Genomic DNA, 12,663 nt, shown 5'->3' on the forward strand with positions numbered 1-12,663 from the left:
AGTCCAATAGTGATGCTCAATTTGTTGAAGGAATTCGTAGAAGTCTATCATAGAAACAAGGGCTTAGGAGAGCTTGTATTTACTAGTGACTGTCTCCATGTCGAAAAGCCAGATTTGTCTGGTCAATTGAAAGAGTTCTACCAGCATTTAGACTTTGATGAAGAAGCTTATTTTAGAGGAGCTCCCTATGATCTTGCTCTAATTCCTCTCCCTCTATGTGAAGATGCATCAGAAGGATGGCAGGATCCTAGCTGGAAAGAGAGTTATATGGTTTTTGCTCACATGATGGGAGATGAGCCAATATTTTGTGATCTAACTAGTGAGCTTAGTCCTGTATATGGCAAGATTCCTGGAAATTCCAAGCTCTATAGCTTAAGCCCCTCTTTATCTACTTTTTTGTCTACCTATAGTCAGATGAAAAAGCTAGAAATCACCAAGTTTGAGAATAGCATCTACATTGATGAGGACTTGTCGGACTATAAAGAAGGTTTTTTACCAGGAATCAATGCTATTATCGAGGAGCAACTTCCTGAAGACTATCGAAAAGACTTTATTGAATTTATGCTTGGTTAAAGCCAAATAGAGAGAGATGAGAAGCAAATGGAAATGAAGAATTTTTTAAAATGTTGTGAGGATCTGGTCATACAAGAAAGTGGGGCCTCAGCTCTTGAACTAGAAAAACTCAAAGCCAGACAGTTTCCTCAAGCTCACCTGGATTTGCTCTCCATAACCAACGGCTTGGAATTTTATGGTGGCTATTATCGTTTGTTTGGTACAGATTCTGCTCAAGCCATCACGCTGGACTCTTGGAATTCGGATGAGCTATGGAAAGATGTCTGGAGAGATTATGCATCAGACTACTATTTTTTTGGTATGTCTGCTATTGGAGATCAATTCGCTTATAGATTGAAGGATGGGAACATTCAAAGTCATCAAGTTTATTATTTAGATGGGATTACTATGGATGTCATCGAGATCTACGACAGTTTTGAAGCATTTTTCGAGAGGGAATTTATTCTGAAAGCCCAAGGTGGGATGGAATCTATTTTTGTGTCTGCTAGGGAGCGATTTGGAAATCTAGACCTCTCCACAAGCTGTATTTATTCCCCTTCCTTAATGATTGTGAATGATCCAAGCGTTGAGAATCTCATGCTTTTACCGACAAAGGATGTCATGACTATCAATGGGGATTTGCTTGTTCAATTATCTGATTCGGAGGAGTCGATTACGAAACTGGAGCAATATCTAGACGCTTTGGGTAGAGCTAGAGTCAAGGTTATCTTTGATCGAGATTGAGCAAGCAGGATAAAGTTTATATAGAAAAGAATACTCTTGAGATTCATGATTTTAGTTTTTGAGACAAGCAATGGCTTATTCTTCTTGTAAAAGTGTCATTGTAAAAATAGATAGGTTGAACAAAGAAAACGAAGTATGATATTCATGAAAAAAGGTGAATGATGACCAGTTTAGATAAATATTTAGAGATCATTAAAAAAGGATTTTCCGAAAGAGAGAATCTAATGGCAATGGAGCCTCTACATTCTATTGAAGAGATTGCACCATTATTGGATGAAACATTGACTTATAAAGAATTCATCGATATCAATCGCTTATTAAGACAAAAGTACATTGTTGAAAACCCAGAGGATATGCTGAAGAATGTGGATTTTAATCAGCTTTCGTTACCTAGCAATACGAGAGTGATTTACTTGATGGGAAGTAAATCTGATGTGCTAGACTTTTCAACATACGAACAAGTAGAAAAGATTTTATTAGTTGGGGCTAGAAGAGTAAGAAAGATCATCTTACCCCAGAAAGATTGTGTGAAAGCTCTAGGGATATCTTCTATGACAAATTTGGAGACGATAGAGAACATTTCTTTTCATACAGGTATGCGTTATCTGCACGTTGATTATGGTGTAAAGTTGCCGGACTTTGATTTTATAAGGGATTTAAATCAGTTGCTCTATCTTTCATTTACAGCAAATAAAAATTTACCAGAATTGGATTTTATCCAGTCCTCTAGTGAGCTTCGTTTTTTAGATTTTGTTGACACGTCTATTTTTAACTACGCATCAACAGTTAGCTACCTGAAGAGTCTGAAACATCTTCGTTTTTTAACAACGGGAAGAACAAATCAAAAGCAAAGGGAACTTCTTAGAAGCGAGTTACCACATGTTTGCATGCGTGAGGAGTAAAAAATGCCTTTAATACAGCTTTTTATGACCGATGTCTTCATAATAAACGAACCTTTAGTCCCGTTGTTTAAGTAGGAGGAAATATGAGCCATACGAATCGAGCAAAAGAAACCTTACTCCAGTTTATGCAGGCTATGTATTCTTGGGAGAAAAAGGCCACTAGGAGCCTAAGAAACAAAGCTGATAAAGAGATGTTGAAGGATGAATTAGCTCCGATTTTTGATCAGTTTTGTACATCTAAAAAAACACTCAGAGCAAGGGAAGTATCTTTATCTGTCCGATTTCCGTTTGACTATAAATTGGAAACGCATCCCATCGTGGATGAAGAGCATGACGGGAATCAAGCTTATTTCTACATCAAGGAGAATCGTTCTGGTATAGAAACTCTCTATCGTTTTCAAATGGTGTTTCAAAAGGGAAAATGGTGGATTAATAAGAAAGAATGGCTTGATGATGGGAAGTGGATTAATTCTTTCTTGTGATATACTAGATGGTATAGGAATGTAGGAGAGATGTACATCAAAAAACAGTAGTAGTTAGGTGTAAGTAATGAAATTCGACGAGGTAAATATGAACAAAATACTTTCAAATCAAAAAAGGAAATTAGCAACCAGCAGAAATCAAGTACTCATGGAGAGAGATTTTGCTCTTGAAAAAGAACAGCTTTCTACCACAGAAGCAATTTTAGAAGCATTAAAAGCTGGTAAAAAAAGCCTTGTACTTAGTAGTGAAGTAAATGGAAAACTAAGAACGTACTCTTATCAATACGTGAAAATGATTCAAGCTATTAAACCATATACTTTGGTTTCTAAGTTTATTAAAAACAAGACATCAGAAACCTATCAATCTCTGCTAAATGGCTGTTTTTGCTCGGTAATGGCAGATATAGCTTCAGCTAAATATTTAGCTGAAGGCGGCTCAAACTTTGATACAGATATTTGTTTGAATATATTATTTGCCTTAGCTTATTTAGATCATACATATGTAGAGCTTTTAATTGATAAATTAGTTTATTTTAAAGAAGTTCAAGTTAAGAAAGGGGAAAAATGTATTTTCCTTTCGTCTAGTAGTTTATTGCCTTTAGTCGTTTTTCTTTATGGAAATGGTAAGGGTAAACGACTTGCTAAACTACTGGAAGATACTTGTGATGCTAAATATAAACCATTGGACTTGAATCCTTATTATAATGTAAATGACACCTATAAACGGGTGATTGAAACTATTTTTTCAGGGGATATTGATGTTTTTAGAGAAACAATTTTATCCATGTGTGATTATCATTTAGAGAATACTCAAGATAGCCATTTAGTAGAATTCAATACCTTGCTTTGGAAATATTTTCCAATTGAAATATTAGTTTTATTAAAAGAACGCCAGAAAAGAGGATTGCCAATAGATGGTATTGACCATCTATTGATTAATGACTTCCTACCCTATTTCATGGATGACTTTCAGATTTCTGAGCAAAACAAGATGATTCTAAAAACAATTTTAGACTAGTTGTGTAGGATAGAAGGGAATTGTCAACATCCCGTGGAATCGATTGTCATTGTAAGGAAAAGACTGAAAAGAGGGGAAAACACGTGAATCTAGAATCTATAAAATTTGATGATGGTCTTTAAATGAACGTTTTTATATCAGAGCAAGAAGATTCTATTCGTCTGGTTCTATCGGATGAGCTTGCTTTAGCAGATGAAATAATGGCTAATGACTACAAAGAAAAAATCGTTCATATGCTTGGGTCATCTGCTTATTGGCATGAGTTAGCTGAAAAACGAATCTTTTCGGAACTATCCATGATGGGGCAGTTAATGGCGATCTATCTGCTCCCCGAACAGACATCATCCGATTTTATTTTTGGCTTATTATTTAGAGTGGACGCTGAAGTAGAGCATGGAAGAGGAATGAAGATTTCACTTGAAGAGATGACTATCATTGACTATGGAGACGCTGATAGAGCATTTTGTTAGATTAGAAATGCAAATCAGTTAGTTTAACGAATTGCGCATAATCCCCCCATTAATATCAAAGGAGAATGAAGATGAAAAAGACCTACTTTGTTTATCGAGATAGTGAAGCCTTGGAAAGGCAAAGTGATGGAGCTGAGTTCTGTAAAATACCGGAGTTTTGTGATGATCAGATCTATTTTTATTGCGATGAATATATGCTCTTTTGGACGTCTATTGAAGATGTGGGGGAGATAGATAAGGCTCGGGATTTTAAATTAAAGGGTCAAATAGTGCCAGCAACGCTAGAAGAGATTAGTTCTCAAGGATTGATTGGCTACATTGATACAGTGAAACAATACAATATTGAGAATGGAAAAGTTGTAGGGATAACCTATATCCATTTAGATTCCTAGTAAACTGTAACGAACAACTCTTAACATCCTATGAAAGAGCAGGTAATGAAATGAAAGAGGCCAAAGAACTCTTCGTAAAAAATGGCTTTTCGCGACTAAAGCGAACCCATAACTATTATAAAATCAATCATGATTTTTACACGGTGATCTATTTTCAACGAAAATCAGATGGGACTGCCTATTTCGTGAATGTTGGCCTTCATCCCCTCTTTCTGGACTCGGGACTGTTAGAAGAAGTGGATTGTGCCTTAAGAACTCGATTAGGTTCTATCGATCATAGCAATGGCATGGATCAAGCTGAATTGGAAAAGGCTGTCCAAGAGGCCATCGATTTCACTGCTCAGTATTCATCCTATCCTACCGTATTTTCGAGCATAGATCCCGAGAAGGATCTTGAGAAGGATCTGGAGAAGGATTGGTTGTTAAAACAATTCTCTATCACCAAAGTGAACTTATGCAGATTGTATGTTGAGTATTATGATTCAATCGATTCTAAGAAGCTAGCTTTAGATTTTGCAAACTATGGCTTATCCATTACACCTAAGATTGCCTCTGTACCCAAAAACTTCTTTAAAACCTATATTCGTTTGGGAGAAGTTTAAACTATAACTTGTAGTAAATATAGATAGAGATGGATGCAAAGATTAGGATTTCTTAATAGAGTAGGTTATAGCCAAGAATGTTAGTCTAAATCTGTTCCATAAAGGATATGTCGTAAAAATTGGGGGAAAAGTTGAAAAGCGGAGACAGTTTTCATAGACAATATTTAGTATTGTGGAATCTAATGATGTCCATAGAAAGTAATGTTGTAACCAGTAAAGAGGCTGAGTTACTGTATCCTTTGGATATGAGCAAAGAAGAAGATGTCGTTACAGTATTTGATGCATTTGTGAAAGAGTATTTCTTGAGTTTAGAAGAAGAAAAACAACACCAAGTGCTAAAGGTCATTGAGGATGTATTACAGGCTGGAGATAAAGTAGTTGAGTATTTCTTTGAATATGAATTTGGTTTTGCTTCAAAAGAGCCAAGAAATAAAGTTGCCTTTCTAGAATTGGTTAAGGATATATTAGTCTCTTATTTGTCCATCTCAGACTAGTCATCTATTTTCCTTTGAATTTGAAGAATATTGAAATTTAAGGACTTCGAGGTCGCGTATTTTAAGAGTAGTTGACAGCCTAAACCCAAGACTTACTGAGTGAGGATGATCTATTTAAGGTTTATAATCCTCACCTGGGAATAGTACTTACGCAGAATAGCGGATAGACAAGAAAGAATGGTTTGATGATTCTAAATGGTTAAACTTGTCTTTGTAATGTGATTATAAATCTAAATAGATCAGAAGAAAATGCTTCTAAAAGGAAATAAGAAATGAAAAACTATTTACTGGACGAAAGGATATTTCAGTATCCTGAATCGTTTAAAAAATTGATCGAACTTAATTTAGTTGATTTTGATATTTGGTATCTGTTGGATTCAGAATGGGCCCTGTCTTTGTATGAGGGATTGCAGGAAAGGTACCCAAGCAGAAAGTTGGTTCCATTTGCTAAAAGAGGAGATTGTGATGATACAGCTTGTTTTGAAATAGGAAAGGGCAATAAGGTCCAACTCATTCATGATTTTGCTGCAGAAGGCTGGGAGCAACGAAAAGAGTTTAATGATTTTTGGGAATGGGTAGAATATGCAGTCAAATGCATGATAGAGTACAATAAAGAGGATGTGATTGAATAATCGCAAGCTCTTTTCTAGGGACGAAGAAACTCGTCTTTAATGATTTACAAGGCAAGGAGAACAAATGGAAACGATCACCCAATTATTAAATGAGATTGAAAAAAGTCTCCAACAGCTAGATCATCCTTGTGTAGACCATCTAAATCCGGGAATATCTTCTCAACAGATTCAAGAATTGTTTGAGAAAATCCCATTGCAGCCAACTCAGGACTTGCGTGCTCTTTATACTTGGAGAAACGGATCAAAAGATAGTGAGGGAATCACACTCGGTGAGCTGGCGTTTTTTCCTGGTTTCTATTTGATGTCTTTGGAAGAAAGTATCCAGACCTATCAGGAGTTGAGGGAGACTTCTACTTGGAATCAATCTTGGTTCCCAATTTTTGCCAGCGGAGGTGGAGATTTTTATGCCATGAACCTAGCTTCAGAAGGTCAGGGGCAAATCCTTGGTTTTTATGTATTTGAAGAAGAGGCCCAGGTCGAATACCGGTCATTAGAATCTATGCTCACAGCTCTTAAAAACTGTTATGAACAAGGCATTATTTTCCGGAATGAACAAGGCTACTTGGATATGGATTATAGGAAGCATGCTGAGATAGCGCATGACATAAATCCAGATCTGAAGATATGGCTTGAATTCTTAAAGGAGACGTAAGAGGAATGACCAAGGAGAGAAAAATGGCAGTAGTGACTGTATTAAAAAAGATCATTAGACTCTATGAGGAAACAACGTTTATTCCCCAACCAGTGAGTTTTTCAAACGAAAAATTAAGTATCTAGTCCTCAGATTTGACAGGAGAATTACTTGATTATTATCAACATATAGTGTTCAATGAGGATTTATTTTTTGCTAATCAAACTTTTAATATCATTTTGTTGGCATTAGATTCTCCTGCAAGGACAGTCGAATGTTGGGCCTTACAAGATATTCTTCAGTTTAGTGAAGGGCAATACCAGATATTCGCTACTACAGATACAGATGATATTCTTTTCTGTGATATTAAAGATGAAAGTTCTCCTGTTTACGCGGGCAGTCCAGGAGATCCTAACTTCTATAAACTCAGCGCAAGTTTGACGGAGTTTTTGGAGTTCTATTTCGCTTTTTCAAATTTTTGGAAACAAAGAGAAGATGTCCCTCTGGAGGAATATATTGTAGGGACAGGTGACTTGATAGAGCGCTACCTTTCCCCAGACGTCCAAGCGATAGCGAAAGAATATCTACTTCGGTAAGATTGACCTGAGAAAAGCATTTCTCAGTAACAAAAAGTGAATTGGATAGGAGAAAAGAAATGAATGTGAAAGAACTAATCGAAGAGGTTGAAAATGATGTCGAGTTAGTACCGTATTTAAACCGGATCCCTAAAAAGAATAAGAAGACCCAAGCTAGCTATCTCGAATCACTGAATCATCTGGCCTATTTACTTTATCTGGATGGTCAAGAGGAAATGGCTAAGGAATTATTAGATAGGATTATACAGATTCCATTTGAAGGGAATTATAACACTTGGACCTTTGTTGATGGCTCTCTGGTTTTATTAGCCTATCTGGAAAGAGAAAAAGAAAATCAGGTACTCGTCTATAAAAAGCTCCTTTTGTCTCCGTTAGAACAAGGGGAGGAATCCACTCAAAAAATTAGAAGGATAGTTCATCAGAGATTTTTGAATGGTGATAGCTTGGAGCAAAAGCTTGCAAAAATCGAGCAAGCCTCAAGTACTGAATCGGAAATGGAACGCCGTTTGCTATACTTGACAGATCTATTGAAGATTCACCTCTTTATTGCTGAGTCAACGTTTGAAGAGACAGATATTCAGACAAAAATCGAAGAAAATATGGAGATACTGAAGAAGTATATCAAGGAGCATGAAATCTATAGCCTCTTTCCTTTTAAGGGATAAGGAAAGTTATTGATCTTGGACTTTTAGAAAAGAGTAGAAAATGGAAATCAAAAAACACTTTGGTGTCTATGGCATTTGCTTTGAAAATGGGAAACTGCTTTGCATTGAAAAAACAAGAGGCCCCTATCAGCATCGTTTTGACCTACCAGGTGGTAGCCAGGAAGTAGGGGAGGGGTTGACAGAAACCCTCAAGAGAGAAGTTCTGGAAGAGACAGGGTATTCTCTTAGCAGTTATTCAAATCCTAGGATTTATGATGTAATGGTTCAAGAAGAGGGGCAAGACTTTGCAGTTCACCATATCATGGCCTTTTATGATATCGTACTCGATTTCGAAGGCACTCAACAATCCCTTTCTCAGGAGGTTCTTGATGGAAGCAATGATTCAGCAAAGGCAATTTGGCTTCCTCTTGAGCAGATTACCCAAGAAAATGCCTCCCCCTTAGTATTGAAGGTGAAGGCAGAGTTACGAGGATTTCCAGAATTGGACATGACAAGCTATAATAATTGGAAGGTAAAACATGCAAAATCAACTAGCTCTTAGTGGCGAAAGAATTGTTGAAAAGATTTACCCACAACTATTTCATCATGTTGGTATGATTCGTGGCGAATATTTGGTGAGGGAGATCAGTCAAAATATACTGCTAAAAAGTTGTCAGCAATTTGTAAAAGATTATCTAGACACTATTTGCCATTTGTACCCAGATGAAGAAGTCTGGTATCGCTTTTCAGAGTTAACAAATGCAGAAGCAAATAGTCTAGACGGGACTAAAGAGTATTTTGATGAACGCCATCCCTTATTTGGATATAGAGGAACTAGGCGTTTGCTGGCGTGTTTGGATGAATTTCATGCAGAAGCAAATGTTGTTACAGAAGTTTATCAAACTAATCCCAATTTGTCTGTTATTTTTCCTTTTGTCAATGATGCCGACCAATTAAAACAAGCTATTAGAGTATTGCGCCAGCATGGTTTTACTGGAAAAGTTGGAACAATGATTGAATTACCATCAGCTTATTTTGACTTGGACAGGATACTGGAAACTGGTATTTCAAAGATTGTAGTGGGAATGAATGATTTGACTTCTTTTGTTTTTGCGACTGTGAGGAACAGTCAATGGCATGATATGGAAAGTCCCATTATGTTAGAAATGCTGAGACAGATGCAGGATAAAGCAAGGACGAAAAAGATAGATTTCGCCGTGGCAGGATATCTGAATACTTCTTTCATGCAAAGAATGAATCAGATGGATATCAAATGCATGATCCACTACAGTTCTATTCCAGAGATTTTTGATTTAAAAATTGACCATCCAGACCATCTCAAACATGTAAAAGAAGAAAGTAAAAAAATACAAAGGAGCAACCTATGACACCTCAAGAAATGTGGAATGCCTACAAGCAAATCAACCCTCTATCGGAGATGAGATAGACGCCTGGACCTTTGGAGTGGATCCAGACCTTTTAGCGGATCTGGTCTTTAAAGGCGAAAAAACGGCAACAGCCTCAGCCTACGACCTCTATGCAGTAGAGGACGAACCCCTTCCACAAGAAGGAACTTTTGATGTTATTTTAGACAGTAAGGATCAAGCTGTTTGCATCGTCGAAATTACAAAGGTTTCCGTTCAGCCTTTCCATCAGGTTTCAGCCGACCATGCCTACAAGGAAGGTGAGGGAGACAAATCTTTAGCCTACTGGCGTCAAGTTCATGAAGATTTTTTCAAAGACTGGTTAGGAGAAGCAGGTTTGACTTTTACACCTGAAAGCAAGGTTGTTTTGGAAGAATTTCGCAAGGTCTACCCTCTGTAGACTACTAGAAGGAAGAAAGTTTTGGAAATCACCGTCCAAAGCTTTTTTCTGACTTAAAATATGATAAAATAGGTATGTTTGAACTAGAGCATTTGCTCAGAAATATAGAATAGGAGAAAATGATGCAAGCAGTTGAACATTATATTAAACAATTTGTTCCTGAACATTATGATTTATTTTTAGACTTGAGTCGTGAGACCAAGACTTTTTCAGGAAAAGTAACTATTACTGGTCAAGCTAAAAGTGACCGTATTTCCCTTCACCAAAAAGACCTAGAAATTGCTTCTGTTGAAGTAGCAGGTCAAGCTTGTCCATTTACAGTTGATAACGAAAACGAAGCTCTTCATATCGAACTTGAGCAAGCAGGTCAAGTCGAATTGGTTATTACTTTTTCAGGTAAAATCACAGACAACATGACAGGAATCTACCCATCATACTATACAGTTGATGGTGTTAAGAAGGAAGTTTTGTCAACTCAGTTTGAAAGTCACTTTGCTCGTGAAGCCTTCCCATGTGTGGACGAACCAGAAGCTAAAGCAACCTTTGATCTAGCTCTTCGATTTGACCAAGCAGAAGGCGAACTTGCCTTGTCTAACATGCCAGAGATTGACGTTGAAAACCGCAAGGAAACTGGTATCTGGAAGTTTGAGACAACTCCACGTATGTCTTCTTACTTGCTAGCTTTCGTTGCTGGTGATTTGCAAGGGGTAACTGCTAAGACAAAAAATGGTACTTTGGTAGGTGTATACTCAACTAAGGCGCATCCACTTTCAAACCTTGATTTCTCACTGGATATCGCTGTTCGTTCAATCGAGTTTTACGAAGATTACTACGGAGTCAAGTACCCAATTCCTCAATCTCTTCACATCGCCCTTCCTGACTTCTCAGCAGGTGCTATGGAAAACTGGGGTCTTGTAACTTATCGTGAAGTTTACTTGGTTGTGGACGAAAACTCTACCTTTGCCAGCCGTCAACAAGTAGCCCTCGTTATTGCCCATGAGCTTGCTCACCAATGGTTTGGTAACCTTGTGACTATGAAGTGGTGGGATGACCTCTGGCTCAATGAAAGTTTCGCGAATATGATGGAATACGTCTGTGTGGATGCCATCGAGCCAAGTTGGAATATCTTTGAAGACTTCCAAACAAGTGGAGTGCCAGCCGCTCTTAAACGTGATGCGACAGATGGCGTTCAATCTGTCCACGTTGAAGTTAGCCACCCAGATGAAATTAATACGCTCTTCGATGGTGCTATCGTTTATGCCAAAGGAAGCCGTCTCATGCACATGCTTCGCCGTTGGTTAGGAGATGCTGATTTTGCTAAAGGTTTGCATGCTTACTTTGAAAAACACCAATACGGAAATACCATTGGTCGTGATCTTTGGAATGCACTTGGACAAGCATCTGGTCGTGATGTAGCAGCCTTCATGGATTCTTGGTTGGAGCAGCCTGGTTATCCAGTTCTTACTGCTACAGTTGAAAATGATGTTTTGAAGATTTCACAAAAACAATTCTTTATCGGTGAACATGAAGACAAGAACCGTCTTTGGGTAGTGCCACTTAACAGCAACTGGAAAGGATTACCAGATACACTCGAAACTGAAAGCATCGAAATTCCAGGTTATGCAGCTCTTCTTGCTGAAAACAAAGGAGCCCTTCGTCTTAACACAGAAAATACAGCACATTACATTACGGACTATCAAGGCGACTTGCTGGATGCTGTTCTTTCTGAGTTAGTAGAACTTGATAACACAAGTAAACTTCAAATCGTTCAAGAACGTCGTTTGCTAGCTGAAGCTGGGCACATTTCATACGCAGACTTACTTCCAGTAGTGGATCAATTGGCACAAGAAGAATCTTACCTAGTTGTTGCTGCCGTTTCTCAAGTTATTACAGCTCTTGAACGCTTCATTGATGAAGGAACAGAGGCAGAAAAAGCCTTTAAAGCCCTTATTGCTAAACTGGCTCGTTACAACTATGAACGACTTGGTTTTGAAGCTAAAGAGGGTGAATCTGATGAGGATGAATTGGTTCGTCAATTGACAATTTCTATGATGATTCGTTCAAATGACGAAGAAGCCAGTCAAGTTGCTAGCCAAATTTTCGCAGCTCACAAGGATAATCTTTCAGGACTTCCAGCAGCTATTCGTTCACAAGTTCTCATCAATGAAATGAAACACCATGAGACTAAGGAATTGGTCGCAACTTATCTCGATCTTTATACTCATGCGACAGATGCCGCCTTTAAACGCCAATTGGCAGCAGCCCTTGCTTATGCAACAGATGCAGAGAACATCCAAACACTGCTTGCAACTTGGAAGGACAAATTTGTCGTGAAACCACAGGATCTTTCAGCATGGTATCTCCAATTCTTAGGACACCAAGCAACTCAAGAAACTGTATGGGTGTGGGCACGTGAAAACTGGGATTGGATTAAGGCAGCTCTTGGTGGTGATATGAGTTTTGACAGTTTTGTCATCTTCCCATCACACATCTTTAAAACAGAGCAACGCTTGACAGAATACAAGACATTCTATGAACCACAACTTTCTGACCTTGCCCTTAGCCGTAATATCCGTATGGGTATCAAGGATATCGCAGCTCGCGTCGAATTGATTAAGCGTGAAAAACCAGCCGTTGAAGCAGCAGTTGCACAATATAGCAAGGCTTAACACATTCAAGT

Annotated in this window: 16 protein-coding genes and 1 pseudogene; all 17 read left to right on the plus strand. The window is 37.9% G+C overall.

Translation table 11 applies throughout. The features are described from left to right. Positions 1 to 12: 12 nt before the first annotated feature. The 17 genes and pseudogenes from K1I67_RS05500 to K1I67_RS05580 all read left to right on the plus strand — a co-directional run bounded on the left by K1I67_RS05500 (position 13) and on the right by K1I67_RS05580 (position 12,652). The gene (locus K1I67_RS05500) at positions 13 to 573 is read left to right on the plus strand and encodes a hypothetical protein (RefSeq protein WP_223339168.1); all 561 of its coding nucleotides are present in this window, start codon (positions 13 to 15) and stop codon (positions 571 to 573) included. A gap of 27 nt (positions 574 to 600) precedes the next feature. After that, positions 601 to 1,296, plus strand: a complete 696-nt coding sequence (locus K1I67_RS05505) for an SMI1/KNR4 family protein (protein ID WP_223339169.1) — start codon at positions 601 to 603, stop codon at positions 1,294 to 1,296. Between the two features lie 161 nt (positions 1,297 to 1,457). Next, positions 1,458 to 2,198: a hypothetical protein gene (locus K1I67_RS05510; protein ID WP_223339170.1), complete on the plus strand. Its 741-nt coding sequence runs from the start codon at positions 1,458 to 1,460 to the stop codon at positions 2,196 to 2,198. Between the two features lie 83 nt (positions 2,199 to 2,281). Further along, positions 2,282 to 2,680, plus strand: a complete 399-nt coding sequence (locus K1I67_RS05515) for an NTF2 fold immunity protein (RefSeq protein ID WP_223339171.1) — start codon at positions 2,282 to 2,284, stop codon at positions 2,678 to 2,680. An 88-nt stretch (positions 2,681 to 2,768) separates the two neighbouring features. Then, entirely contained in the window at positions 2,769 to 3,698 is a 930-nt protein-coding gene (locus tag K1I67_RS05520; RefSeq protein WP_223339172.1) for a hypothetical protein, read from the plus strand. Positions 3,699 to 3,820: 122 nt separating this feature from the next. Continuing rightward, positions 3,821 to 4,168, plus strand: coding sequence for a hypothetical protein (locus K1I67_RS05525; protein WP_223339173.1), 348 nt, complete (start codon positions 3,821 to 3,823; stop codon positions 4,166 to 4,168). Positions 4,169 to 4,239: 71 nt separating this feature from the next. After that, on the plus strand, positions 4,240 to 4,560 hold the full coding sequence (locus K1I67_RS05530) for a hypothetical protein (RefSeq protein WP_223339174.1): 321 nt from the start codon (positions 4,240 to 4,242) through the stop codon (positions 4,558 to 4,560). Between the two features lie 50 nt (positions 4,561 to 4,610). Continuing rightward, positions 4,611 to 5,162 (plus strand): DUF4304 domain-containing protein, encoded by a 552-nt coding sequence (locus K1I67_RS05535; protein WP_223339175.1) that lies wholly within the window; start codon positions 4,611 to 4,613, stop codon positions 5,160 to 5,162. A gap of 182 nt (positions 5,163 to 5,344) precedes the next feature. After that, positions 5,345 to 5,656, plus strand: a complete 312-nt coding sequence (locus tag K1I67_RS05540) for a hypothetical protein (protein WP_223339176.1) — start codon at positions 5,345 to 5,347, stop codon at positions 5,654 to 5,656. A 272-nt stretch (positions 5,657 to 5,928) separates the two neighbouring features. Next, positions 5,929 to 6,288 carry a hypothetical protein gene (locus tag K1I67_RS05545; RefSeq protein WP_223339177.1) on the plus strand — a complete coding sequence of 120 codons (360 nt, stop codon included), beginning with the start codon at positions 5,929 to 5,931 and terminating at the stop codon, positions 6,286 to 6,288. Between the two features lie 64 nt (positions 6,289 to 6,352). Continuing rightward, positions 6,353 to 6,940 carry an SMI1/KNR4 family protein gene (locus tag K1I67_RS05550; protein WP_223339178.1) on the plus strand — a complete coding sequence of 196 codons (588 nt, stop codon included), beginning with the start codon at positions 6,353 to 6,355 and terminating at the stop codon, positions 6,938 to 6,940. A gap of 134 nt (positions 6,941 to 7,074) precedes the next feature. Then, the gene (locus K1I67_RS05555; RefSeq protein ID WP_223339179.1) at positions 7,075 to 7,515 is read left to right on the plus strand and encodes a hypothetical protein; all 441 of its coding nucleotides are present in this window, start codon (positions 7,075 to 7,077) and stop codon (positions 7,513 to 7,515) included. Between the two features lie 59 nt (positions 7,516 to 7,574). Beyond that, a complete protein-coding gene (locus K1I67_RS05560; RefSeq protein WP_223339180.1) occupies positions 7,575 to 8,180 on the plus strand; it encodes a DUF6707 family protein in 606 nt (201 codons plus the stop codon). Between the two features lie 40 nt (positions 8,181 to 8,220). Beyond that, positions 8,221 to 8,721 carry an NUDIX hydrolase gene (locus K1I67_RS05565; RefSeq protein ID WP_223339181.1) on the plus strand — a complete coding sequence of 167 codons (501 nt, stop codon included), beginning with the start codon at positions 8,221 to 8,223 and terminating at the stop codon, positions 8,719 to 8,721. Then, a complete protein-coding gene (locus tag K1I67_RS05570) occupies positions 8,699 to 9,547 on the plus strand; it encodes a putative PEP-binding protein (RefSeq protein ID WP_223339182.1) in 849 nt (282 codons plus the stop codon). The genes K1I67_RS05565 and K1I67_RS05570 overlap by 23 nt, the downstream gene beginning before the upstream one ends. Next, a pseudogene (locus K1I67_RS05575) lies at positions 9,544 to 9,983 on the plus strand (ASCH domain-containing protein). Before K1I67_RS05570 ends, K1I67_RS05575 begins: the two are co-directional and overlap by 4 nt. A gap of 122 nt (positions 9,984 to 10,105) precedes the next feature. Then, positions 10,106 to 12,652 carry a M1 family metallopeptidase gene (locus K1I67_RS05580; RefSeq protein WP_223339183.1) on the plus strand — a complete coding sequence of 849 codons (2,547 nt, stop codon included), beginning with the start codon at positions 10,106 to 10,108 and terminating at the stop codon, positions 12,650 to 12,652. Positions 12,653 to 12,663 lie beyond the last annotated feature (11 nt).

This window comes from Streptococcus infantis (assembly GCF_019929575.1).
Taxonomy (GTDB): domain Bacteria; phylum Bacillota; class Bacilli; order Lactobacillales; family Streptococcaceae; genus Streptococcus; species Streptococcus infantis_L.